The 24,731-nt window shown below is 45.4% G+C and carries 27 protein-coding genes; 19 read left to right on the top strand and 8 right to left on the bottom strand.

Going from position 1 to position 24,731, the window contains the following annotated elements:
• Window positions 1-283 precede the first annotated feature (283 nt).
• The gene (locus IM509_RS17855) at window positions 284-1,048 is read left to right on the top strand and encodes a hypothetical protein (RefSeq protein WP_052275993.1); all 765 of its coding nucleotides are present in this window, start codon (window positions 284-286) and stop codon (window positions 1,046-1,048) included.
• Between the two features lie 29 nt (window positions 1,049-1,077).
• On the opposite strand, the gene glcD is transcribed toward IM509_RS17855, so the two are convergent.
• Together glcD and IM509_RS17845 are read right to left on the bottom strand one after the other, a co-directional pair.
• Window positions 1,078-2,544, bottom strand: a complete 1,467-nt coding sequence (glcD, locus tag IM509_RS17850) for a glycolate oxidase subunit GlcD (RefSeq protein ID WP_002796022.1) — start codon at window positions 2,542-2,544, stop codon at window positions 1,078-1,080.
• Between the two features lie 148 nt (window positions 2,545-2,692).
• Window positions 2,693-3,244: a 2'-5' RNA ligase family protein gene (locus tag IM509_RS17845; RefSeq protein ID WP_052275994.1), complete on the bottom strand. Its 552-nt coding sequence runs from the start codon at window positions 3,242-3,244 to the stop codon at window positions 2,693-2,695.
• A 344-nt stretch (window positions 3,245-3,588) separates the two neighbouring features.
• On the opposite strand from IM509_RS17845, the gene IM509_RS17840 reads away from it, so the two are divergent.
• From IM509_RS17840 to rpsK, 5 genes are all read left to right on the top strand, one after another.
• On the top strand, window positions 3,589-3,855 hold the full coding sequence (locus IM509_RS17840) for a YciI family protein (RefSeq protein ID WP_002736524.1): 267 nt from the start codon (window positions 3,589-3,591) through the stop codon (window positions 3,853-3,855).
• 346 nt (window positions 3,856-4,201) lie between these two features.
• Window positions 4,202-4,432, top strand: coding sequence for a translation initiation factor IF-1 (gene infA, locus IM509_RS17835; protein WP_002737109.1), 231 nt, complete (start codon window positions 4,202-4,204; stop codon window positions 4,430-4,432).
• 127 nt (window positions 4,433-4,559) lie between these two features.
• Entirely contained in the window at window positions 4,560-4,673 is a 114-nt protein-coding gene (gene rpmJ / locus IM509_RS17830) for a 50S ribosomal protein L36 (protein WP_012593611.1), read from the top strand.
• A 93-nt stretch (window positions 4,674-4,766) separates the two neighbouring features.
• A complete protein-coding gene (gene rpsM, locus IM509_RS17825) occupies window positions 4,767-5,150 on the top strand; it encodes a 30S ribosomal protein S13 (protein ID WP_002735415.1) in 384 nt (127 codons plus the stop codon).
• Between the two features lie 39 nt (window positions 5,151-5,189).
• Window positions 5,190-5,582, top strand: a complete 393-nt coding sequence (gene rpsK, locus IM509_RS17820) for a 30S ribosomal protein S11 (RefSeq protein WP_002735413.1) — start codon at window positions 5,190-5,192, stop codon at window positions 5,580-5,582.
• 16 nt (window positions 5,583-5,598) lie between these two features.
• On the opposite strand, the gene IM509_RS17815 is transcribed toward rpsK, so the two are convergent.
• Window positions 5,599-5,772: a hypothetical protein gene (locus tag IM509_RS17815; RefSeq protein ID WP_158499321.1), complete on the bottom strand. Its 174-nt coding sequence runs from the start codon at window positions 5,770-5,772 to the stop codon at window positions 5,599-5,601.
• A 3-nt stretch (window positions 5,773-5,775) separates the two neighbouring features.
• Here IM509_RS17815 and IM509_RS17810 point away from each other — a divergent pair, with 3 nt between their 5' ends.
• The 7 genes from IM509_RS17810 to IM509_RS17780 all read left to right on the top strand — a co-directional run bounded on the left by IM509_RS17810 (window position 5,776) and on the right by IM509_RS17780 (window position 9,438).
• Window positions 5,776-6,717 (top strand): DNA-directed RNA polymerase subunit alpha, encoded by a 942-nt coding sequence (locus IM509_RS17810; RefSeq protein ID WP_002737965.1) that lies wholly within the window; start codon window positions 5,776-5,778, stop codon window positions 6,715-6,717.
• A 21-nt stretch (window positions 6,718-6,738) separates the two neighbouring features.
• The gene (rplQ, locus tag IM509_RS17805) at window positions 6,739-7,089 is read left to right on the top strand and encodes a 50S ribosomal protein L17 (RefSeq protein ID WP_002766099.1); all 351 of its coding nucleotides are present in this window, start codon (window positions 6,739-6,741) and stop codon (window positions 7,087-7,089) included.
• A 2-nt stretch (window positions 7,090-7,091) separates the two neighbouring features.
• The gene (gene truA / locus IM509_RS17800) at window positions 7,092-7,907 is read left to right on the top strand and encodes a tRNA pseudouridine(38-40) synthase TruA (RefSeq protein ID WP_185236731.1); all 816 of its coding nucleotides are present in this window, start codon (window positions 7,092-7,094) and stop codon (window positions 7,905-7,907) included.
• 40 nt (window positions 7,908-7,947) lie between these two features.
• Window positions 7,948-8,403, top strand: a complete 456-nt coding sequence (rplM, locus tag IM509_RS17795) for a 50S ribosomal protein L13 (RefSeq protein WP_002735375.1) — start codon at window positions 7,948-7,950, stop codon at window positions 8,401-8,403.
• Window positions 8,404-8,407: 4 nt separating this feature from the next.
• Window positions 8,408-8,821, top strand: a complete 414-nt coding sequence (gene rpsI / locus IM509_RS17790; protein ID WP_002737094.1) for a 30S ribosomal protein S9 — start codon at window positions 8,408-8,410, stop codon at window positions 8,819-8,821.
• Window positions 8,822-8,840: 19 nt separating this feature from the next.
• Entirely contained in the window at window positions 8,841-9,074 is a 234-nt protein-coding gene (gene rpmE / locus IM509_RS17785) for a 50S ribosomal protein L31 (protein WP_002760058.1), read from the top strand.
• A gap of 160 nt (window positions 9,075-9,234) precedes the next feature.
• Entirely contained in the window at window positions 9,235-9,438 is a 204-nt protein-coding gene (locus tag IM509_RS17780) for a hypothetical protein (protein WP_185236732.1), read from the top strand.
• A gap of 132 nt (window positions 9,439-9,570) precedes the next feature.
• Here the strand turns inward: IM509_RS17780 and IM509_RS17775 are convergent, their stop codons facing one another.
• Window positions 9,571-11,553 carry a tetratricopeptide repeat protein gene (locus tag IM509_RS17775; protein WP_185236733.1) on the bottom strand — a complete coding sequence of 661 codons (1,983 nt, stop codon included), beginning with the start codon at window positions 11,551-11,553 and terminating at the stop codon, window positions 9,571-9,573.
• A 23-nt stretch (window positions 11,554-11,576) separates the two neighbouring features.
• Complete coding sequence (locus tag IM509_RS17770) at window positions 11,577-12,077, bottom strand: hypothetical protein (RefSeq protein WP_185236734.1); 501 nt, start codon at window positions 12,075-12,077, stop codon at window positions 11,577-11,579.
• A 337-nt stretch (window positions 12,078-12,414) separates the two neighbouring features.
• Here IM509_RS17770 and clpS point away from each other — a divergent pair, with 337 nt between their 5' ends.
• From clpS to IM509_RS17745, 5 genes are all read left to right on the top strand, one after another.
• The gene (gene clpS / locus IM509_RS17765) at window positions 12,415-12,702 is read left to right on the top strand and encodes an ATP-dependent Clp protease adapter ClpS (protein ID WP_002738526.1); all 288 of its coding nucleotides are present in this window, start codon (window positions 12,415-12,417) and stop codon (window positions 12,700-12,702) included.
• The gene (locus tag IM509_RS17760; protein ID WP_052275999.1) at window positions 12,695-13,525 is read left to right on the top strand and encodes a CPBP family intramembrane glutamic endopeptidase; all 831 of its coding nucleotides are present in this window, start codon (window positions 12,695-12,697) and stop codon (window positions 13,523-13,525) included. Before clpS ends, IM509_RS17760 begins: the two co-directional genes overlap by 8 nt.
• A 1,102-nt stretch (window positions 13,526-14,627) precedes the next feature.
• A complete protein-coding gene (locus tag IM509_RS17755) occupies window positions 14,628-15,221 on the top strand; it encodes an alpha/beta hydrolase (protein ID WP_307719611.1) in 594 nt (197 codons plus the stop codon).
• The gene (locus IM509_RS17750) at window positions 15,218-16,570 is read left to right on the top strand and encodes a 16S rRNA (cytosine(967)-C(5))-methyltransferase (protein ID WP_052276001.1); all 1,353 of its coding nucleotides are present in this window, start codon (window positions 15,218-15,220) and stop codon (window positions 16,568-16,570) included. The genes IM509_RS17755 and IM509_RS17750 overlap by 4 nt, the downstream gene beginning before the upstream one ends.
• Complete coding sequence (locus tag IM509_RS17745) at window positions 16,560-16,970, top strand: tellurite resistance TerB family protein (protein WP_185236735.1); 411 nt, start codon at window positions 16,560-16,562, stop codon at window positions 16,968-16,970. The genes IM509_RS17750 and IM509_RS17745 overlap by 11 nt, the downstream gene beginning before the upstream one ends.
• 68 nt (window positions 16,971-17,038) lie before the next feature.
• Here IM509_RS17745 and IM509_RS17740 read toward each other — a convergent pair whose 3' ends face one another.
• Together IM509_RS17740 and pruA are read right to left on the bottom strand one after the other, a co-directional pair.
• The gene (locus IM509_RS17740) at window positions 17,039-18,673 is read right to left on the bottom strand and encodes an alpha-D-glucose phosphate-specific phosphoglucomutase (RefSeq protein ID WP_185236736.1); all 1,635 of its coding nucleotides are present in this window, start codon (window positions 18,671-18,673) and stop codon (window positions 17,039-17,041) included.
• A 635-nt stretch (window positions 18,674-19,308) separates the two neighbouring features.
• Window positions 19,309-22,278 (bottom strand): L-glutamate gamma-semialdehyde dehydrogenase, encoded by a 2,970-nt coding sequence (gene pruA / locus IM509_RS17735; protein ID WP_072923649.1) that lies wholly within the window; start codon window positions 22,276-22,278, stop codon window positions 19,309-19,311.
• A gap of 503 nt (window positions 22,279-22,781) precedes the next feature.
• Between pruA and IM509_RS17730 the strand changes: the two genes are divergently transcribed.
• Window positions 22,782-23,966: an NAD(P)H-quinone oxidoreductase subunit H gene (locus IM509_RS17730; protein ID WP_002767386.1), complete on the top strand. Its 1,185-nt coding sequence runs from the start codon at window positions 22,782-22,784 to the stop codon at window positions 23,964-23,966.
• A gap of 647 nt (window positions 23,967-24,613) precedes the next feature.
• Here the strand turns inward: IM509_RS17730 and IM509_RS24190 are convergent.
• Entirely contained in the window at window positions 24,614-24,718 is a 105-nt protein-coding gene (locus IM509_RS24190) for a bluetail domain-containing putative surface protein (protein WP_353847219.1), read from the bottom strand.
• Window positions 24,719-24,731 lie beyond the last annotated feature (13 nt).

The raw sequence follows: 24,731 nt of genomic DNA, 5'->3' as shown, positions 1-24,731 counted from the left end.
GTTATAATTAAATTAAAAATGGATTTTAGGTTCGATCCCCCCTGCCCCCCTTGATAAGGGGGGTGCCGATAGGCGGGGGGATCCCCCCTGCCCCCCTTGATAAGGGGGGTGTCTGACAACTTTTAACGCCTACCTACTTAAGTGGTTTCAATTAAATTGAAGATAGATTTTGTCTTTGATCCCCCCTTAATCCCCCCTGCCCCCCTTAATAAGGGGCAGATCTGAACAATTTTTAACCCCCACCCACTTAGAAAGAAAACTTAAATATCCAAGGAGAAAATTGATGATTACCACCACTGACAATAACTCCAATCAACCTCTGGTTAGTTTGCGGGAAATACAAGAACTTGCCATCGCAATTACCGCCAAAAGCCTCAATCCCGCCATGTTAACGGTTGATTTCCTCAAATATTCGGGAATAGTTCCCCCCGACTGGGAATTAAATGGCCAGCCGGTACTCAATCCTAATTACGCTCAAGTTAATTTTCAAAATGGTATCAGCATCGTCGCCCAACCCCGGAAAATTACCTTTGTGGAGATAATTAACTCTCCCGATAGCCTGAACCTGAAACTGCCGGAAATTGTCGGTTTATATCTAGATAAACTCCCTTTAGCCGAATATCAAGCCCTGGGTATCGCCCCGAAAAGTATTGTTCCTTTCCCTAGTAGTCCCGATGCCGCTAAAAAATATATCACCGAAACTCTTTTGGCCCCCGGTCCCTGGCTCAATTTCGGTACAGCACCCCTACAAGCTGGCATCAATCTATTTTATCAGTTAGAAACCTCTCAGCTATCCGTGGCGATTAACGAGGCAAAATTGCAATTACCCGATGGCAAAATTTTAGGGGCGCTATTATTTGCTGGTAACTTTAACTATAATCTGGCCGAGGGCAGCGATCGATTAAATCTGCTCAAACAATATCTGGGACAATGGCAAAAAGACCTAGAGATTTTCCGAGAATTAATCACTCAGCGTTTTCTGGAAAGACAAGTCCCAGTTTTCCCCTCCAATATCAATCTGCCCCTAGGACCCCAAGGTGGACTGTAATCAGTAGTCAGTCAATATTTACCGATAACCTAAAACACATCCACCCCCGCAAACCCTTGTATTTTGGCATTAGCGGCTTCCCCACAGCTGCGCGGGGTGGGGAATAATTTCCCCGGGTTAGCCAAACCCTTGGGATTAAAGCAATCCCGCACATAGCCCATAGTTTCTAAGTCAATCTCGTTAAACATAGCAGGCATATAACAATTTTTATCGATGCCGATACCGTGTTCCCCCGATAAACTGCCGCCAACCCGCACACAAAGTTTGAGAATTTCACCGCCTAATTCCTCCACTTCTTCCCAGGCCCCCTCCACCTTGTTATCGTAGAGAATCAACGGGTGTAAATTGCCATCCCCGGCGTGGAAAACATTGGCGATTTTATAACCGTATTTTTCACTTAAAGCCTTAATTTCCTGAAGAACATAGACCAATTGAGTGCGGGGAATCACCCCATCTTGGACAAAATAATTAGGGCTAATTTTCCCCGCCGCCGCAAAAGCCGCTTTTCTGCCCTTCCAGAGTTTCAAGCGGGTTTCGGCATCATTAGCCGTGGTGATATTTCTCGCCCCATTTTGACGGCAAATCTCGGCAACCCGATGCTTATTCCTGGTTACTTCTACCCCTAAACCATCCAATTCCACTAATAAAACTGACTCGGCATCCCGGGGATAACAGCCGGTAGCCACCACGTCTTCCACGGCGTTGATACTGAGATTATCCATAATCTCCATCCCCGCCGGAATCATTCCCGATTTAATAATATCCGCCACCGCTTGGCCCGCTGCCTCGATACTGGTAAAATCGGCCAGTAAAACACAGATAGATTCCGGAGTTTTCAGAATTCTTAGGGTGATTTCCGTGGCGATGCCTAAAGTTCCCTCGGAACCCACAAATAAACCGGTTAAATCGTAGCCCGGTTGTTCCGGTACCGCACCCCCCACATCGATAATTGAACCGTCGGGAAGGACGATTTTTAAGCCCATAACGTGATTGGTAGTCACGCCGTATTTTAAACAGTGAACCCCGCCGGAATTTTCCGCCACATTACCACCGATCGAGCAGATAATTTGACTAGAGGGATCCGGTGCGTAATAAAATCCCGCCCCGCTTACTGCTTGCGTCACCCAATTATTAATCACCCCGGGCTGTACCACCACCCTTTGATTATCTAAATCAACCCTGAGAATCTGATTCATCCGCGCCGTGACGATGAGAATCCCCTCTTCTAAGGGTAACGCCCCTCCCGATAAGCCCGTTCCTGCACCCCTCGCTACCCAGGCAATCTCGTTATCGTGACAGAGTTTCACCACCGCCGCAATTTCTGCGGTGCTGCGAGGCAGCACCACAAGAGCGGGTCTTTGTCTGTATCCTGTGATACCATCGCACTCGTAGGTTAATAATTCATCTTTGCGACGGATGACTCCATCTTTGCCAAGGATCGCTTCTAGCTGTTTGATCAGATTGGGGGAGATTTTCGGGGGATTTTTGAGTAACATAGGTTTCAGGGCGGCGGAGTCGCAGTAAAATGGCTCTATAGGTTAAAATATCGCAAAAAAGCCAGAAATAAAGCTTTTAAAGCTGCTCTCTCCTATTTTAGCACTAGAACCCCTTCCTCTGTAGATAGAAACCTGCAAGGGTCTAGATTCATAGAGAAAATTGCCGATAAATTTCCCAGTGCTTACCGTTATGAATTAGGAGGGTAATTTCATCGATCATCACCTCAAAAAATAGCTCTTGATTAGCATATTTTGACCAAGCTTTCCAGAAATTATCTTTAGTTAAATCTCGGAAGCCAACGGTTAAATGGGGCGAAAAAGCTCGGCTTTTTGAGACATTATCAATGATATTCAGGGAAGATTCTAGCTGCTGTAAAAGCCGTTTTTGCAGGGTTAATAATTCTGGCGTTTTCTGGACATTAATATAAATGACTCGCGGTTTAAAGGCGGCAAAATTCTGGAGAATTAGGGGAATAGGAGCGTGCAAGCGGGCAAATTCCTCTAAACATCTTTCTAAATCCGGTAATTGTCCTAAATTCCAGCGGAAAGGGGGTTGGAGAGTGACGTGGGGAGGCGATTTCAGGGCGGCGCAACTATTGTAAATTTCTGCAAACTCTAACTTGATTTTTGTGGCAATTTCCTGTACTTCTGGCGGCGGCAAAAGCGCGATAAAAAATAGAGATCCCTGGGGTTGATTCATGGAAGCAAGCAAAGCTACAGAAATGAGGCTGTCACCTCGATTCTAGCAGTCTTCCACAACTCTAAGCTAATTGTATAAGCTAAGACGTATTTAAACCGCTTATTCTTAGATTAGCCGAATCTCCCTCGTCCCCCTGCTAGTAGGGTTGATTCAAGGTAGGGTTGATTCATGAATCAACCCTACTAGGGTTGGGGGGGTTGCATGAGTGCCTCTTGCCCCTTGCCTCGTCTCAACAAGCAATTTAAATTAGGAAGAGCTTAGCTCTGTTACATGGCAGCATCGACGGCCAAGATTAATCGGTATAATTATAGGGTTGTTAATCCGTCCTAGCCTACTGGAAATTTATGCCCTGGTTTGTCAAGATAGAAAAAGGCATTGTTGATAAAACTACCTTCGATCGCTATGTCAGCGCCCATAAGGACTATGTGCGTGATTTAATTAGCCAAGGACGAGCAGCAAAAACCGGTTATTGGGCAGAAAGGGGCGGCGGAATGTTATTATTTAAGGCCGATTCTCTTGAGGAGGCTCAAGCAATTATAGTTCGCGATCCTTTAATCGAGAATGGTTGTGTGGAATACGAACTCCATGAATGGCGAATTGTCGTCGAGTAATCTAGCTTTTCAGGGAACAGTAATCAGTAATCAGTCATCAGTCATCAGTCATCAGTCATCAGTGAAAACACAGCAATGTTAAGCTGTTGATTATCTAAATATTACTCGTTAATACTGCCTGGGAGTGGGGAGATGGGGGTCGGGAGTCGGGAGACCACTTCGTGCGCGTTGCGGGGGGAGTGGGGAGATGGGGAGCTTTTTTGCTGTGGACTGAAAACTCACATCTGATTACTGATTACTGATCACTGATAACTGATAAGCTATACTGGGGGAATTGTGCTGAAAGCACGGTTGCTGCTGCCGATCATTAAATTAAATTGTCTCTAGTGAAATTGAGGAATTAACTTTGTCTAAACAAGATCTCATCGAAATGGAAGGAACCGTCACCGAATCTTTGCCCAACGCCATGTTTAGGGTGGATTTAGATAACGGTTTCAACGTCTTAGCCCATATATCTGGCAAAATCCGACGTAATTATATCAAAATCCTCCCCGGCGATCGAGTCAAAGTGGAACTGACCCCCTACGACCTAACCAAAGGCAGAATCACCTATCGCCTGAAAAATCAAAAAAAATAGCGATAAATAGGGGCAGAGAAGCCAAAAAGTCTAATAAGCGGCCAAATTTATTTTAAAAAAATAGGTGACACGGGTAAAACAAATCTGATATAATAATAAGCTTGCAGTGTTGCCAGAATACTTAGGCATGAAAGTTAGAGCGTCTGTCAAAAAAATGTGCGAAAAGTGCCGCGTCATCCGTCGGCGCGGTCGAGTCATGGTAATTTGTTCTAACCCCAAACACAAGCAGAGACAAGGTTAACCCACCAAAGTCACTGTCTTGGGGCAGAGAATCGTTACCGTTAATTGTAGTCGTTTTTGGAAAAAAAATCGTTCATAGGGAGAAAAAAAAAGCGTGGCAAGGATAGCTGGTGTAGACCTACCTCGCGATAAGCGTGTGGAAATCGCCCTGACCTACCTCTACGGAGTGGGTCTATCGCGTTCCCAAGAAGTCTTATCTGCGACGGGTGTTAACCCTGACACTCGGGTCAAGGATCTCAGCGATGAAGACGTGGCGGCGCTACGGACTTATATCGAAACAAATTATCAAATCGAGGGGGATTTGAGACGCTGGGAGGCGATGAACATCAAACGCCTCGCCGATATCGGCACCTATCGGGGTCGTCGGCATCGGCTAGGATTACCCGTGCGCGGGCAACGGACGCGAACCAATGCGCGGACCCGTCGCGGTCGTCGGGTGACAGTGGCAGGGAAGAAAAAAGCCCCCTCCAAGAAATAATTTTTTATTCATTGCGATATCCCCCAATCAAGAAAAACTATGGCGCGACCAACCAAAAAAACCGGACCGAAAAAACAGAAGAAAAATATTCCTACCGGAGTCGCTCACATTCAATCGACCTTCAACAATACCATTGTCACGATCGCCGATACCAAAGGCGATGTGATCTCTTGGGCATCGGCGGGATCGAGTGGTTTTAAAGGAGCCAAAAAAGGAACCCCCTTCGCCGCCCAAACCGCCGCCGATAACGCCGCCCGCCGAGCGATCGAACAGGGAATGCGTCAACTAGAAGTGATGGTTAGTGGCCCCGGGGCAGGACGGGAAACCGCAATCCGGGCCCTGCAAGGAGCAGGATTAGAAATCACCCTGATCCGGGACGTGACTCCCATCCCCCACAATGGTTGTCGTCCTCCCAAACGCCGGAGAGTGTAAACAGTGAACAGCTTTTTCAGGTGACAGGGATCTTGAGGCCGACAGCCGTTAGCTTTGAGCGCATCAGCAGCAGAATCCGGTCGTCAAAGACCATCTGCTCAAAAAGCTGAACGCCAAACGCTAAACGCTGAAAGCCAAAGAAAACTGATAACTGATAACTGATAACTGAAAACTGAACAAGGGAGGTCAATCGGTGGCGCAATTTCAAATCGAGTGTGTAGAAGCAAAAACTTACAAGAATCAGAGTCAGTACAGTAAATTCGTACTAGAACCTCTGGAAAGAGGCCAGGGTACGACCGTAGGTAATGCCCTGAGACGGATTCTCATTTCCAATCTGGAAGGAGCGGCCGTGACGGCCCTGCGGATTGCGGGAGTCAATCACGAATTTGCCACCGTCGAGGGGGTACGCGAGGACGTGATGGAACTCATGCTCAACATGAAAGAAATCATCCTCAAAAGCTACACCAATCAAACCCAGATCGGGCGTTTAGTGGCAACTGGACCGGCGACAGTAGTGGCGGCACAATTCGATTTACCCTCAGAAATCGAGATAGTTGATCGCAATCAGTACGTCGCCACCCTAGCCGAAGGGGCCAAGCTAGAGATGGAATTTCGCGTGGAAAAAGGCAAAGGCTACCGGGCGATCGATCGCAGTAAAGAGGAGGCCACTTCGCTAGACTTTCTGCAAATCGACTCGATTTTTATGCCCGTAACCAAAGTCAACTACAGCGTCGAAGATATCCGTTCCGAAAGCGGTCAAGCTAGAGATCGTCTGCTCTTAGAAATTTGGACAAACGGGAGCATTAACCCCAAAGAAGCCCTTTCCCAAGCGGCCGATATGCTGGTTAATCTCTTTAACCCGCTCAAGGATCTCAACGCCCTCGAATCCTCAGGTAACTTTGACGACCAAGAGATCAACCAAGAAAACCAAATTCCGATCGAGGAACTACAATTATCTGTGCGCGCCTACAATTGCCTGAAGCGAGCGCAGATCAACACCGTAGCCGACCTCCTCGATTACAGCCAAGAAGATCTCTTAGAAATCAAAAACTTTGGGCAGAAATCGGCGGAAGAAGTCATTGAAGCCCTACAAAAACGGTTAGGCATCACCCTACCCCAAGAAAAAAGCAAGTAAACCCAATTCCAGGAAAATACTATGAGACATCGGTGTAAAGTGCCTCAATTGGGTCTGCCGGCTGACCAAAGAAAGGCACTGCTGCGCAGCTTGGCCACCCAGCTAATTCGCCACGGTCAGATCACCACCACCCTAGCGAAAGCAAAAGCGGTGCGAGCAGAGGTAGACCACATTATCACCCTAGCTAAAGACGGTTCCCTGAGCGCCCGTCGCCAAGCCATGGGCTACATCTACGACAAACAACTGGTTCACGCCCTCTTTGAAGGCGCCCAAGCCCGTTATGGCAACCGTAACGGCGGTTATACCAGGGTAGTGCGTACCCTGCGCCGTCGCGGGGATAATGCCCCTATGGCGATTATCGAACTGATGTAACGATGACAGCTTGCCCCCAGTCGCGGATCGCCCTAGTTATCCAGTATGTGGGAACTAATTTCCACGGCTGGCAACGGCAACCCCATCACAGGAGTGTGCAGGAAGAAATCGAGAAGGCTCTGGCCGATATTCTCGGTCATGCGGTCACTCTGCACGGGGCCGGACGTACCGATAGCGGTGTTCACGCCGCCGCCCAGGTTGCCCATTTCCAGCAGCAGAGTCCGATCCCACCTGCCCATTGGGCCAAGGTTCTCAATGCTCGGCTAGATGACGATATCGTCATTCGGGCCTCGGCCCAGGTTCCCGATCGCTGGCACGCCCGTTTCTCAGCCCTCTGGCGACGTTATCGTTACACCCTCTATACGGACCCCATCCCCAATCTCTTTGTTAGCCCCTTTAGTTGGCACTACTACCATCGTCCCCTCGATGCCGATTTGATGGCCAGGGCCCTGGCTCCCTTATTGGGTAAGCACCATCTAGCCGCCTTTCACCGTGCCAACTCTAGTCGTGACCATTCTTGGGTAGAAGTACAGGGGGTGGAGTGCTACCGTCAAGGGCCGTTTGTACAGATGGAAATCCAAGCCAATGGCTTTTTATACGGGATGGTGCGCCTATTGGTGGGAATGTTGGTGGAGGTGGGAACTGGTGAGCGATCGCTAGAAAACTTTACCGACATCTGGGTCAATCAGCGCCGAGAATTGGTCAAATACGCCGCACCAGCTAAAGGACTATGTTTACTGCGGGTGGGTTACGCCGATTTTCCCTTTGCCGATAGCGTCTGGTTCGAGACTCAGCCTCTTTATTATTTCCGAGCATAGAGATTAAAAGTTTATTTTTGTAAACCAAGGCAAACTGACCATGAACAAAACACCTCTACCAAATTTAGAGACTCTAGAGCAGAAATGGTACGTCATTGATGCGGCCGATCAGCGTCTAGGTCGTCTGGCCACCGAGATCGCAATGATTCTACGGGGCAAAAATAAAGCCACCTTCACCCCCCATCTGGATACGGGGGATTTTGTCATTGTTATTAACGCTGAAAAAGTGACAGTGACGGGCAAAAAACGCCAACAGAAAGTTTATCGCCGCGACTCCGGCAGACCGGGTGGTATGAAGGTAGAAAGCTTCGATAAACTGCAAAAACGCATTCCCGAACGGATTATCGAACACGCTGTTAAGGGAATGCTCCCGAAAAATAGCTTAGGTCGGAAATTGTTCACGAAACTGAAAGTTTATGCCGGTGCGGAACATCCCCATCAGGCACAACAACCGGAAGTTTTAGCGATTAATACGATTCCCGCAGGAGGAAATTAAGTCAATGCAAGCCACGGACAGTAAAAATAAGGTAGTTTATTGGGGAACGGGACGACGCAAATCAGCGGTCGCTTCCGTGCGTCTGGTGCCGGGGACGGGGGCAATTACCGTTAACGGTCGCGATGGAGAAACCCATTTTAACCGTATTCCCACCTATATCCAGACGATTAAGGCTCCTCTGGAGACCTTGGGACTGGAAAACGAGTATGATATCATCGTTAAGGCCGAGGGCGGTGGTTTGACCGGCCAAGCGGACGCGGTGAAATTGGGTGTCGCTAGAGCTTTATGTCAATTGGCCCCGGAAAATCGTCCTCCCCTCAAGAGTGAAGGTTATCTGACTCGGGATCCCCGGGCGAAGGAACGGAAAAAATACGGTCTTCACAAAGCGCGTAAAGCGCCTCAATACTCGAAACGTTAGGTTAATAGAGAGGTTTATTATGCCGAAAAAAATTCATCCTACTTGGTATCCGGAAGCTAAGGTGATCTGTAATGGTGAACTGGTGATGACGGTGGGTTCGACAAAACCAGAAATTCATGTGGAGGTTTGGTCTGGTAATCATCCTTTTTATACGGGAACCCAGAAGATGATCGATACGGAGGGCCGGGTCGATCGCTTCCTGCGTAAGTACAAAATGGGCGATAAGTCAAGCAAAAAGGCCGATCAGAAATAATTCTTTACTTTTGCCTTTTTGACCCGGTGGGGAGATTTTCCCACCGGGTTTTTTGCTATTTTTAGGCTGCTAGGGTCATACTAAATCCGGTTATTAAAAACTGATTATTTATTCCCCCTTTTGCATCAGTGCCTGTCTTCATACTGCTTTTCTCATAAAGATGAAGTATAATCTGATGCGGTATTGGCGATCAAATCCCGTTCCCTACACCCTATTTTTAGACTCGCTCCCAGATTTATTAGCACAAGTTGCTCAAAAAGTCAAGCAAATAAAAGATACAGAGCAAAGACAAAATTTTGCCAGTTGTACGGGACTTTTTTGCGCGTATTTAAAGGAAGGCAGCAGCTTTATTCGATTTCTCTGAACTAGAAGATTGAGAAGCTTGGTTAGGATATCCCGGCAACTGAGCGTTCCCCAGTAAAACCGGGGAAGGAGATATATATTTTTTTACCTACCTGATACTTTTTAACAGATTAACTATCTCATCGGGGAATCTTTACTGTAATTCTTCATCGGATAATCGCGACAACAGAATCATAAAATTTTGCCTTACTTTTTGGGTATCGGGATAATTTTCTCCTAATCTTTCTTGATAAATAGCAATAGCTCTCACATACAACGGTTCCGCTTCTGCGTATCTGCCTTGGGATTCGTATAATACCGCTAAATTATTGAGACTTTTAGCAACACTAGGATGGTTTTCTCCTAATAGCTGTTCTTTCAGAGAAAGGGAGCGCTTATACAAGAGTTCCGCTTCTGCGTATCTGCCTTGGGATTCGTATAATCCCGCTAAATTATTGAGACTGGTAGCAAAATAGAGATTGTTTTCTCCTAATAGCTGTTCTATCAGAGAAAGGCATCTCTTACACAAGGGTTCTGCTTCTATGTATCTGCCTTGGCATTGGTACAAAAAAGCTAAATTATTGAGACTTTGTGCAACATCGGGATGGTTTTCTCCTAATAGCTGTTCCCTTAGAGAAAGGGAGTGCTTATACAACGATTCTGCTTCTGTGTATCTGCCTTGGCATTGATATAAGAGTGCTAAATTATTGACACTGGTAGCAACACTAGGATGGTTTTCTCCTAATAGCTGTCCTATCAGAGAAACGGAGCGCTTATATAAGGGTTCTGCTTCTGCGTACCTGCCTTGGGAGCGGTATAATCCTGCTAAATTATTGAGACTGGCAGCAACATGGGGATGGTTTTCTCCTAAGCGAGATTGGATTTCTTCACAACATTTTGTTAAGGTAACTGCTGCTAAATCATATTCTCCCTGTCCCTTATAAAACAAAGCTACCCCAAGAAACACCTGAATTAAATTATCTTCCGGGTTGGGAATATCATCTAACATGGTTTGACTGACAAGTTGCAGATGGGGAATTGCGGGAGTTACCGCTGCAATAATCTCCCTTGTGGGGGTTTGCGGGATAGTTTTAGCAATGGTTAACAAAGTTTCCACAAAAGCGCATCGATAAAGAGAATTTATCTTAGGAATTTCCTGTAATTGCTGTTGAAAAAATTCTCTCACGAGGGGATGAATCCGATAAAAAGAATAGTCCTCATCCACGGGTTGCATCAGATGAGAATTATCCAATTGTCCCCGCGCTTCTTCTAGTTCGCTTTCGGTAATTTCCGTGGATTTTGCCGTATCTTCTAGCAACGTCCAAGCAATAGCCACTGGTGCGAATAAACTCAACAGCATTGCCACTTTTTGACCAGCAGAACTTAAATCATCCCAACTGATTTTAATTGCGGCTGCTACCCCTAAATGTCCATAATCTCTGTGGTTTCTTTCCTTAGTTAAAGCAGTATGAGCTAAATTTAATTTATCGCGTAAATGGCTAAACTTTAAATGACGATTTTTTGCTAAATATTCCCCCACCAACTCCACTGCTAAGGTTAAGCGTCCTAAAATTTCGTGACAAATCTGTTCTACTAAAGCTTTTTCTTTCTCAACTTTAGCAGTGCCAACAATTTTGGTTAATAACTCTACACATTTATCTAAGGGTAAAACATCTAAAGCTATAGACTCAAATTCCGTACTAAGACACCTTTCCCTAGTGGTGACTAATATCTTAATCCTAGAATCTTTTGGTAACATTCGATCGGGAATTCTGTCGATATTGGGGACATCATCGAGAATTAATAATAATTTTCCCTGCTGAGGTAGCCAATTTTGCCAATACCAGTTCACTTGTTTTTCTAAAGATTCTTTTTTCAATATTTCTGGTAAAGATAGATAGGAACCAGCTAATTTAACTATTTCTTCTGCTAAACCCGATAGTCGTAAGGATAACCAATATTGTGCCGCGTATTCCTGTTGGTATCGTTTCGCATATTCCAAAGCTAAAGCGGTTTTTCCTATTCCCCCTAACCCTTCCACTGCACAAACAATCACCCCTTGTTCTGTTTGCAATTGCTGATGAATTAAGGTTAACTCATCTTCCCTCCCGACAAAATTAACCGTACTTTTGCCCACATTACTAGGGATAGAGGGATTACTTACTTTTTTAGACGATTTTTCACCCCTGCAATCACACGATTAAATGTGGGAAAATAACGCTTAAAAGTTGACTCAGTATCTAATTCCGCCTCGTAGGTCAGGGAAACAAAAGGAGGTATAGTAGATATAGCCGCTTTTAATTTGGCTGCTGCTGGTCCCTCTGGTTGATTGAGTTTAGCCAGAATTTGGTTTAATAATTCTAAGATTTGTACAGAAGCAAGTTCACGGGGCGGTTCTGTGGTAATTGCCGTCAATTCTGTGACAATTTCTGCTACCATTACCTCGGCATCAGGAAAGGACGATTCTTGACTCTCGCTGGCGATTAAATCCCATTTTTCTCGTTCAAAATTCCGAATTTGTCGGCGTAAATCTTCGATCTGCTGCTTGATCCTAACTTGTTCTTCCGGTGCAATTGTGACTAAAGTGTTTCGCTTTTCCGCTAATTGTTCTTTCAAGCGTTGAATATTTTTATCGAGATTTTGTAATTCGCCAGTAGCCATGGGAAAATAAGCTTAAATTAGCCAATTAATTCAATTATGATCTAAGTAGGTAGGCGTTAAAAGTTGTCAGATACCCCCCTTATCAAGGGGGGACTAAGGGGGGATCGGCACCCCCCTTATCAAGGGGGGCAGGGGGGATCGAACCTAAAATCGATTTTTAATTTAATTATAACCAGCTACTTATCCATCTAAAAATGTCATTCCTTTGGCTGTCCCCCACTCCCCAACACCCAACCCCTCACGGATCACAAAAAAAGCCTAGCTCAATCTGGAAATTTTGATTATGATCATTAGTAATTGACCTTTATTTGTGATATAGATTCAAAGGAGAGACACGGTGTCCACAGAAGTCATCGAAAAGCGTTCCACAGCGACAATCCGTAAACCAGCACCGCGTTATCGCGTTTTACTCCACAATGACGACTTTAACTCGATGGAGTATGTGGTTCAGAGTTTAATGCAAACGATCGCCGGTATGACGCAACCCCAAGCAGTCGATATCATGATGGAAGCGCACACGAATGGTACAGCCTTGGTGATTACCTGCATCCAAGAACACGCGGAATTTTACTGTGAAACCTTGAAAAATAAAGGTTTGACTAGCAGTATCGAACCCGATGAATAAAAGATTGCGGGTAATTGCCACTTACCCAGTCCCCCTGCGACTGGGAATTTTTATTTTGCTCTTACTTTTTCTCTGGTTGCCGATCGCACTTCCCCTCTATCACTTTTTTGCCACTAATGCTAATCTGGTCTCAATTTTGACCCTTTCTGTTCTCTATCTGGAATTTTTGGGGTTATCCCATTGGTGGGGACGGACAATTTATGGTGATGAGGGATTAGCCGATTATGGGTTGATTTGGCGAAGAAAAACGCCGATCGAGTTAATTAACGGGTTAGCGATCGGTTTATTTTTCACTTTCTCGCTTTTTCTGTCCCAAGCGTTCCTAGGTTGGTTAAATTTCTTACCCGCAAATCCCCAGATCAGCAAAATCATCCTGGAGGGGTTTTTAGTCGCTTTAGCGGTGGGTTTTGCCGAAGAATTGCTATTTCGGGGCTGGTTACTGGGAGAATTAGAAAAGGATTATCGTCCTGCTATCGCTCTAGTGATTAGTGCCTTAATTTTCGCGCTTGCTCACTTTATTAAACCTTTAGCCGAAATTATCCGCATTTTTCCCCAATTTCCTGCCTTAGTCCTCCTAGGATTGATTCTCGGTTGGGCAAAACGCGCCTGTGGTGGTAGTTTGGGTAAAAGTATCGGTCTGCACGGGGGTTTAATCTGGGCATACTATATATTAAATGTGGGTCAGTTAATTAAATACACTGGTACTGTTCCCGATTGGTTAACTGGAATCGATAAAAATCCTTTAGCGGGAGTGATGGGTTTACTTTTCCTGACAATTCTCGCTATCTGGATCAGAAAAAAAGCAGTTTTGAGTGAACGATAAGGGATTAAATCAATTACTATAAAGGGGAAATTGCCCATGAGAGTTATAGCCGAAAACTGATCACCTTGTTTCCTTTCCAATTCTTGCAGTTGTTGAATAGTCCTGTCTAAGCTGATATTAAAATCTCGTTTATCACAAATTTCTGGAATACTAGGTGAGGGTGTCACCACGACATTAGTAGTTTTTGGTTGCCATAATGACCAAATAATAAATCCTATAAAACCTAATAGTGCCAAGAAAGATAATTTTGTAGTTAAGTAGGGAGGCACAATTATTTGTAGGATGGGTTAACGGTAGCATAACATGAGCGGGCGTTGGGTTTCATGCTTCAACCCAACCTACGTTCATCTTATATTTAATTCCACCCACCTACTTAAATCAGCAGGAGAATTCTCCACAACTAATTTTTCTAGTTCTTGTTTAAACCATTGAACATTCAATACTTCTTTAGATAAACCAACTTTAAGATGGATATTTCAGGTTTTACAGGGGATTCATTTAGTAAAAATTAATGCTCAAAGCCCGATCAGTAATTTAACTGAGGAGATTCTTGATATTCTTCAATATTTTTCGATTTATTGCCAAAATCACTACCAAGTAAGTTGAGAATCAAATTGAGCAAATTCAGTTTAAGCCAATCCCAGAAAAAACTTTTTCTCCGAAAAGTCTCTAATAAATTAGGACACCTTAGTTTAACCATGTCTAACTTGAGCGATCCTTGCTTCTGTCAAATTACTCTTGGTGAAGTCAGATGTAAAAATTCTCTAATCTCAACAAATTTTGTCGGTTCAATCAGTTTTTCTTGGTGGCGTTATTGCGACTTAATCATAAAGTGCGGAATGTGGGTCTTAAGATAGACAACAGAATTTATGTCCGACTACTTAGAACAGATTTTCAGTCAGTTTGAAGATAATCTGTTTATTCCCTTTGCCGACCCCATCCGCTATTTAACCGGAACGGTCGAACATTGTTGATTACTGGTTACTAATCACTGATCACTGAAAAGACTCCCCCACACCCATCTCACTGCCGGGAAAATCGCTATAGAATAGAGATAAAAAAGAATTGCGAGGAAAAAACTCTGTCTTTTAACCCGATTGTCATTCCCCCTTCCCCGGAAAATCCCGCTCGCTATCTAGTGATCATGCTGCACGGTTGGGGTGCTGATGCCATGGATCTGGCCCCCCTTGCATCGATGCTGGATCTGGCTGATTGTCAATTTTTGTTTCCTAATGCTCCCTTCGATCATCCGCAAGTGCCGGGGGGACGCGCCTGGTATGCGTTAGAAACCTCCGATTATCAAGGTTTAGTCGCTAGTCGTCAACAGTTGCACGATTGGATTATTTCCCTAGAGGCAACTACCGGTATTCCCCTAGAGCGGACTTTTTTGACCGGTTTTTCCCAAGGAGGAGCGATGACGCTGGATGTGGGTTTATCCTTACCCTTGGCGGGATTGGGTTCCTTGAGTGGTTATCTGCACAGTGAACCCCATCCCCAAGGACCACAAAATGTCTTAATTGTTCATGGTAAGCAGGATCCCGTCGTTCCTATCGCTGCCGCTCGTCAAGCCAGGGATTTACTGCTTGGTTTGGGGGTTAACGTCGAATATCACGAGTTAAATATGGGCCACGAAATCCCGATTCCGGCGCTGACTATATTACGCCAATTCCTCCGCAATCGTCTGGAAACCGCATGAATAATGCTCGTCAGCTGGCTTTGCTGATTTTACGCGATATCGATCGCTCCTCCGCCTATCCCGATCGCGCTCTTGATCGCCATTTGTCCGCTAGTTCCTTAAATTGTCTTGACAAAGCCTTGACAACGGAGATTGTTTATGGTATAATGCGCCGACAAAGAACTCTGGATGCGCTGCTCGATCGCCTGGGGAAAAAAACCGCGGCCCAGCAACCCCCAGATTTACGGCGAATTGTCCATATTGGTCTTTATCAACTGCGTTATCTCTCCCAGATTCCCCCATCAGCGGCGGTGAATACGGCGGTAGAATTAACTAAAATCAGTCATTTAGGCAAATTAGCGGCGGTGGTTAACGGAATGCTGCGGCAATATCTCCGTTTAACTGCTAATGGCGATGATCCTTTAATTTTGCCGGAAAATACCGCTTCTAGATTGGGTATTCTCCACAGTTTCCCCGATTGGTTGGTGCAATTGTGGTTAGATCGCTTTAGTGTTACGGAAACGGAACAACTGTGTCAATGGTTTAATCGCTCTCCTGACCTCGATATTCGGATTAATCCCCTGAAAACTAGCCGAGAAGCCCTAGAAAATGAGTTAGAATCAGCCAATATAACTTTTCATCATCTTAAATTACCTTTAGCTTGTCGTTTAACCTCTGGTTTAGGCAATATTGAGCGTTTAGAGGGATTTCGAGCCGGAAATTACACCCTACAGGATATTAGCGCCCAATTAGTCACCTATCTCCTCGATCCCCAGCCCGGAGAGACAATTATCGACGCTTGTGCAGCACCGGGGGGAAAAACCACTCATATTGCCGAATTAATGGGCGATCGGGGTAGAATATTAGCCTGTGATCAAACGGCATCCCGTTTACGACAGTTAGAAGCCAATATTAAAAGATTAGACTTAAAAGCGATCGAAATACATCTAGGGGATAGTCGCGATCGTCCCCAGTGGCACGGCATCGCCGATCGTGTACTAATCGATGCTCCCTGTTCAGGATTGGGAACCCTGCACAAGCGTCCTGATATACGTTGGCGACAAACACCGGAAAATTTACCTGTACTAGCCAAACGACAGGGGGAACTTTTAGCCTCGGCTGCCACTTGGGTAAAACCGAAGGGAATCTTAGTTTATGCCACCTGTACTCTCGATCCGTTAGAAAATGAAAGAGTGATCGAGCAGTTTTTAGCCGCTCATCCCGATTGGAAAATGGCCACTCCTGACTCTAATTCATGCTTCTCAGAATACTATACAGAAACGGGAGCGATCGAAGTGTTACCCCATCGGCATAATCAAGACGGTTTTTTTATGGCTAAGTTAGTCAAGGAAGTGTGGGATGAAAAATAAACAATTACTGAAAATTCTCATCGGTGTTGCTTGGATTGATGGTGTCATTCAACCATCAGAAAGAAATTATTTACGACAGGTAGCTGTGAGGGAAAAACTTGATGATGATCCGGAGATAAAACCACTATTATCGGAACTAAAACCAGTTAAAACCAGTGAATGTTATCGATGGTTAGAGTCCTATTTAGGCGATAATCCTAGTCCAGAAATCTATCAAGATCTACTAACATCGATTAGCACTTTAATCTATAGCGATGACGACGTGGATATACAGGAAGCGAAATTATTAACCAAAGTGCAGAGTTTCGATCCGACTCATGATAGCCATCGATCAATGTTAGATAAATTAGTGACGGGAATTCAAAAATTGTACCACAGGGCAATTACTGAAAGTAATTAAGGAGTAGCTATCAGTGATGAGCGGGTCAAAAAATTCCCCGATAAAAACTGATAGCTGATCCCTAGATTTTAGGTAATAACCGTGGGTTGTTCCCGTCCAGTAGATTGACGAATTTGACCGATTTCTTCAGCTAAATCAATTAACGGCTGTAGGGCCTTTTGGGTGTCGATATCGTGTTTACTTGCGTCCGGTTCATAACTTTCTAGATAAACCCGGAGAGTTGCTCCTTTAGTTCCCGTACCCGATAGACGGTAAATAATCCGAGAACCATCGGTAAAACCAATGCGAATCCCTTGATTTTTACTCACACTACCATCCACGGGATCCGTATAGCTAAAATCATCGGCATATTCCACTTCATAGTTACCAAATTTTTGACCCTTAAGGTCTAAAACCAGCTTCTGGAGACGTGCCATCATCTCTTTGGCCGGTTCTAAGGCCACTTCTTCATAGTCATGACGAGAATAGAAATTGCGGCCAAATTCTTGCCAATGACTGCGGACAATTTTCTCTACCGATTCCCCTTTAACTGCCAAAATATTTAACCAGAAAAGAACCGCCCATAAACCATCTTTTTCGCGAATATGATTGGAACCCGTGCCGAAACTTTCCTCCCCGCAAAGGGTTGCTTTCCCCGCATCCAACAAATTACCGAAGAATTTCCAACCGGTGGGAGTTTCATAACAGTCAATTCCCAGTTTAGCCGCTACTCGATCGGCCGCCGCACTGGTGGGCATCGATCGCGCCACTCCCGTGATACCATTTTGATACCCTGGTACTAGATGAGCATTGGCAGTCAGTACAGCTAAACTATCACTGGGGGTGACAAAAAAATTCCGACCGAGGATCATATTGCGATCGCCATCTCCATCGGAAGCAGCCCCAAAATCCGGAGCCTCTTGACCAAAGAGAATTTCTACCAGATCATGGGCATAGACTAGGTTAGGGTCGGGATGACCACCACCAAAATCCTCTAGGGGAATACCATTTAACACTGTACCCTTGGGCGCACCTAAACGCTGTTCAAATAGAGCATAAGCGTAGGGACCCGTCACCGCATGGAGAGAATCCATGCACATTTTAAACTTACCAGAAGTGAGTAGGGCCTGAATGCGATCGAAATCAAAAATCTTTTCCATCATTTTGACGTAGGGAGTGACCGCATCGATCACTTCCACATCCATAGTTCCCAGTTTAAAGGAACCGGGGCGATCGAGATTAATATCGGCCCCTAAGAGGATTTTATAACTGCTAATCACCTTAGTCTCGGCATAAATTGCATCGGTGATATTTTCCGGGGCCGGTCCGCCGTTAGTAATATTGTACTTAATGCCAAAATCCCCCTCTGGACCGCCGGGGTTATGACTAGCGGAGAGAACAATACCGCCAAAAGCGTTATTTTCGCGAATTAAGCCAGAAATAGCCGGAGTGGAGACAATACCATCGGTTCCCACGAGTATTCTACCGATACCGTTAGCGGCGGCGATTTTCAGGATAGTTTGAATAGCTTGACGGTTATAATAACGACCATCTCCACCGACAACTAGGGTTTGACCCTCGATACCGTCTAAAGTATTGAAGATAGCTTGAATAAAATTTTCCAGATAATGGGGTTGTTGAAAAACGGGAACGGATTTTCGCAGTCCGGAAGTCCCCGGTTTTTGGTCACTAAAGGGTTTTGTGGCAACGGTTTCAATCGTCATAGTCTTTTCTTGATGGGCTGACGCAATTGTAAACTTAAGTATATAGCAGTAGGTTGACAGCCAAGAAATTGGGTAAGAAAGACAACAGTTGGGGAGTCCCCTGTCATACTAAATCCTGTTTAAAAAGTCTAGGAGAGTGGGGAGATGGGGGAGATAGGGAAGTGGGGAGAAGGGAAAACAAATAAAAATAGTCTCCTGACTCCTGAATACTGACTTGAAAATAGAAGCTGAAATAACGCCAATTCGTCGATCATACTAAATCCTTTGAGTATAAGCTACATATCAGGAGAGGTACTCCTGCAAGGGGAGTGACTCTTAAATTATTACAGATGTATCAGCAGCCGCGTGTAAGCATCCCACCGAAAAACTAATGCGCGGGGGGTTTGGGGGCGGCGCCACGCCCCCAACGGGGGGTTTGGGGGGTAGAACCCCCCAAAAGCTTGGATTGAGAGATCAAGTGGGAAGTAATACTAAATCCCTTAAGTATAGGCTACATATCAGGAGATGCAATAGGCAATAGGCAAAACGGAGAATAAATAATCAGTTTTTAATAACTGGATTTAGTCTTAGCCGATAAATGAACCAGATTTGGGGGTATAAACCCCCAATAATCGCCAATTTTAGCTGTGAATGGCTTAATCGGCCCCTTCAATCGGTGCAAATCCCTGACGTTGAATATTCTCGCTGATGTGACGAGGTTCGAGGAATTGCAGCAGATAATCGGGCCCCCCTGCTTTGGAACCCACCCCCGACATCTTGAAACCCCCGAAGGGTTGACGGGAGACAATCGCACCGGTGATTCCCCGGTTAATATAGAGGTTTCCCACTTCAAATTCCTGCATAGCTCGGTTAATATGGGCAGGAGTGCGGGAATATAAGCCACCGGTTAAAGCATAGTCGGTTCCGTTAGCTACAGCTAAAGCTTGCTCAAAATTGCTCACTTTGATAATCGCCACCACTGGACCAAAAATCTCCTCCATCGCTATTACCGCATCGGGGGGAACATTTTTAAAGACGGTGGGACTAACGAAGTAACCAACTTCTGGAATCGGCATCTCTAGGGCTAATTCTGCCTCTTTTTTGCCAGTTTCGATGTATTCCCGAATTCTTGCTTGAGCTTTCTCGTCGATAACCGGTCCTACTTCCGTACTCGGTAAATCCGTCGGCCCGATATTGAGGGACCCGGTAGCCTCGACAAAGCGATCCACAAAGCTATCATAGACGCTTTCCAGAACGATTATCCGCGAACAGGCCGAACATTTCTGGCCGGTGTAGCCAAAAGCGGACTTAACCGCACCGACAACGGCCTGATCTAAATCGGCACTCTCATCGACAATTAGGGCATTTTTGCCGCCCATTTCGGCGATAACTCGTTTTAGGTGTTTTTGACCCTTTTGGACGATGGAGGCATCTGTATAGATGCGACAGCCCACTTCTCGTGAACCGGTGAAGGCGATTAGGTGAACATCAGGATGGCTAACTAAATGCGCCCCCACCTGGGAACCTTTACCCGGGATATATTGGAAGACTCCGGCAGGAATACCCGCTTCTAGGAGAATCTCGGCAAATTTCGCCGTAATTACCGAAGAAGTCTCGGCAGGTTTCAATAGCGTGCAGTTACCTGCTACTAAAGCTGCTACTGTCATCCCCACCGCAATGGCTAGGGGGAAATTCCAGGGAGAAATCACTAAAGCAATACCCCGGGGTTGGTAGGAATAACGATTATTCTCACCTGCTACGTCGAAATTATGCCCTAAATCCAGTCTTTCCATCTCGGAAGCGTAATAACGGCAAAAATCGATCGCTTCTGACACTTCCGGATCCGCCTGTTGGATAACTTTGCCCACTTCCAAACAAATCCAGGCCGATAACTCCTGTCGTCGCGCTTCCATCAAATCCGCCGCTTTTCGCAGTATTTCGGCTCTTTTTGCCACTGGGGTGCGTTTCCAAGCGGGAAAAGCCTGTTTCGCCGCTATGATCGCTTTTTCTGCCTGTTCCACCTCAATTAAGCCTACTTTCCCCACTATTTCCTGCGGGTTACAGGGATTAACGGAATTAATTTGAACATTGGTGGCGACGTATTCGCCGTTAATTAGGGGCAAATAGGTTTTACCGAGGGAATTTTTGACAAAAGTAAGAGCTTGACTCGCTTTATTTCTTAATTGCTCGTTGGCATAATCTGTATCGGGGGCATTAGGAAAACCGAGGATAATCGGGTTATCATTGCCTAAAACCCGGGGGGCTGCGATTAAATCTTCCACGGGACGATCCTCCAAATTTTGCCGTAGGAAGGAACTATTAGCGGTATTTTCTAATAAACGGCGGATTAGGTAGGCCATACCGGGTAAGAGTTGTCCGTAGGGGGAATAAACCCGCACCCGATGACCCCGCTTCACTAACGCTTTGGCTAATTGGTCGCCCATGCCGTACAATACCTGCATTTCAAAGCGACGACGGGGAATTTCTAAACTTTCTGCGATCGCACAGGCCAAGGCTTGCGATCGCACGTTATGACTACCGATGGCGGCGTATAAATATTGATGATTTTCCAATAATAACCGCGTCATCCGCTCATAATTGGCATCGGTGGCTGATTTTTCGTTATATACCGGCTGTGGCCAGTGATTTTGCCTAGATTTAATCGTTTCCTGATCCCAGTAAGCACCTTTGACTAGCCGGACAGTCAGGGGATAACCGCGCTTTTTGGCCCAATTAATTAAATCTTGTAAATCTTGGGCAGAATCTCTTAAATATGCCTGTAGGGTGATGCCAATATCGGTACGACTGCGAAATTCTTCTTCTAGGAGTAATTCTTTCAGGATAGCCAGGGTGAGGTTTTTATAAACGTACTGTTCCATATCAAAATGGACTGCTACCCCTAACTCCTGAGCGCGTCGCAATAGTAGGCGAATGCGATCGCAAACTTTCTCCTTACTGCCAATGGGATCCATGGGATCAAACTGAGAATAAAAGGCAGTTAGCTTGACAGAAACCTGCACTTGTGGTAGTAAGTCGCCGTCCGCTTCATCAATTTGGCTAACTTTATTCCATTTGGTCGCTTCTTGAGCCAAATGGGTCATTAAATCCAGATAACTTTGTAGATAAACTTGGGTTTCCGCTTCAGTAATTACCGCTTCACCGAGGAGATCTATGGTAAAAGCCATTTTTTCCTTGCGCAGACGGGTGACAGTGCGAGTAATTTGCCCTAGGTCTTCCCCGGCGATATACTTACGAGCTAAAGTTTCTACGGATTTACTGATCACACTGGCGGCCGTTTGAGCCGGTAGGGAGTTAGGATCACTAAAGTTGAGGATACTTTTCAGCGCACTGGGCAGTTCTACGGAAGCATCACCGAGGTATTGTTGGAGATGATTAGCGATCTCGGCATTACTGCGTAAAGCGGGTAAACAGTCAATAAAACGGAATAATTGTACTCGTAAATTGGGGTTAGACATGGCCCAATCGAGTAATTTATCATCCCAACGCATTTGATCCTGTAAAGCAGACCAAAGACCTTTTTTTTCGCGAGTTTCGGCTAAAAGTTGTCTAGCGATCTCTTGGGTTTTGGTTTCGTAGTTTTGAGTTGAGTCGATTTGGATAACCACGGTGATTCAAGTAAAAAAAATTATCAAAGGGATTCAGCTTTCAGCAAGCTAACGTCAGCCTTCAGCCTAAAATTCAGTTTTTGAGCTTTTTCAGCTTATTGCCGCTCTTAATAGCTCTTTTCTCTGGTTTATATTCTTACCGAAGGACTAATCAAAGCTAATAGCCGATCACTTTTGCTGAACACTCTATTGTACTCGATCGAGCGGGGAAGTGGGGAGGTGGGGTGTGGGGTGTGGGGTGTGGGGTGTAGGGTGTGGGGTGTAGGGTGTGGGGTGTAGGGTGTGGGGTGTAGGGTGTGGGGTGTAGGGTGTGGGGTAGTGGGGTAGTGGGGTAGTGGGGTAGTGGGGTAGTGGGGTAGTGGGGAGAATAAATAAAAATAATCTCCTGACTACTGATTACTGATTACTGATTACTGATTACTGATACCCGATAGTCCTTGTGTATTGTCGAAGCGTTTACTTATAATAACTTTAAAAAGATTTTCGGGATCATCGGTAGCCCTATGGCAAAAATTGAAACGAGAACAGAACCCATGGTTTTAAACATGGGACCTCATCACCCGTCGATGCACGGTGTTTTGCGCTTAATCGTCACCCTCGACGGGGAAGACGTGATTGACTGTGAACCCGTGATCGGTTATCTTCATCGGGGCATGGAAAAAATTGCCGAAAATCGCACTAATGTCATGTACGTTCCCTACGTTAGTCGTTGGGATTACGCCGCAGGGATGTTTAATGAGGCGATTACGGTCAATGCTCCCGAAAAATTAGCCGATATCGCCGTTCCCAAACGAGCGCAATATATCCGGGTGATTATGTTGGAACTCAACCGCATCGCTAACCATTTACTCTGGTTAGGCCCCTTTATGGCGGATGTAGGCGCACAAACTCCCTTTTTCTACATTTTCCGGGAACGGGAGATGATTTATGACCTCTGGGAAGCTGCCACGGGAATGCGGTTAATTAATAATAATTATTTCCGCATTGGTGGCGTGGCGGTGGATTTACCCTACGGATGGGTGGATAAGTGCGTGGATTTCTGTGACTATTTTGACCCGAAAGTGGACGAATACGAAAAATTAATCACTAATAACCCGATTTTCCGCCGTCGTATTGAAGGGGTAGGCTGCATTACCAGAGACGAAGCGATTAACTGGGGTTTATCCGGTCCGATGTTGCGCGCTTCTGGGGTGAAATGGGATTTAAGAAAAGTTGACCATTACGAGTGTTACGACGATTTTGACTGGGAAGTGCATTGGGAAACCGCCGGCGATTGTTTTGCTCGTTATCTGGTGCGGATTCGGGAAATGCGCGAATCGGTGAAAATTATCCGGCAAGCACTGAAAGGTTTACCCGGTGGTCCCTACGAAAATCTGGAAGCGAAACGGATGGCAGAAGGGAAAAAATCAGCTTGGAATGATTTTGACTATCAATATATCGCCAAAAAAGTCGCCCCCACTTTCAAAATCCCTAAAGGTGAACATTATGTGCGCTTGGAAAGTGGTAAAGGGGAATTAGGTATCTTTATCGTCGGTAATGATGATGTTTTCCCTTGGCGTTGGAAAATTCGGGCCGCCGATTTTAATAATCTTCAAATTCTGCCCCATATCCTCAAAGGGGTAAAAGTTGCCGATATTATGGCGATTTTAGGCAGTATTGATATTATTATGGGGTCAGTTGATCGCTAAATCTCTTTCAGGGTGGGTTATCTTATTAACTCACCCTCGTTTTGGCCCAGTTTTATGTAATACTTTACAATACTAAAAAATCAACAAAACCCTTAGGGAGCGTCTCAGAAAAAATTGAAAAGAGGCTACTGGGTACATTTTTCGCTTGAAAATGTCTGTACCGTTGACTGTATCTGGAGTAGAGCGATTCCGTAGAGTTGGCTGTATAGCGATCGCTAACCAGATTATAACAGATAGTGTCATTAATCTCTAGAGTAAGCGATTCCCTCTGTAGCCATGTTTTTGCTGGTTTTCTGCCCCGAAACAAGCTATAATGGTCGAAGGGTCAAATTTGAAAACTTTTACCTCAAACCCTATCTGCGTAAGGACTTCAGAAGTTTGCATCCAGTAGGACATTTGTATTACATGGCTTTAACTCAGGCTCTGTAAGACTTTTAGCCATAGCCAGTATGTTTATACGGGGGAAGTCCAGTTATCCATGACTACAATGCACAGCAAAGCAAAGGATTAAGCCCCCATCGCTACTACCGAATCACCCCCCTCTTAGGCTTCGCAGAACAACAACAGGAAGCTTAGGCTTTGAAAGACCCCTAGTGGCAGTAGGAGAAGATTCTCCCACTGCCTGCAAACTTAAATGATCTCTCAATCTAGATCACTACCACTGGTGTAGCGGCAGCAATGTTGTAACCACTCAGTTGAATGATCGCATCACTAGCGGCTTGGAAACCAGCCACTCCATTATTGAGAGCGATAAAAGTACCACTT

It is taken from the genome of Microcystis sp. M31BS1 (genome assembly GCF_020245285.1).
GTDB classification, from domain to species: Bacteria; Cyanobacteriota; Cyanobacteriia; order Cyanobacteriales; family Microcystaceae; genus Microcystis; species Microcystis panniformis.
Note: the sequence above shows the minus strand (reverse complement) of the source record. Positions and strands in the feature narration are given on the sequence as shown.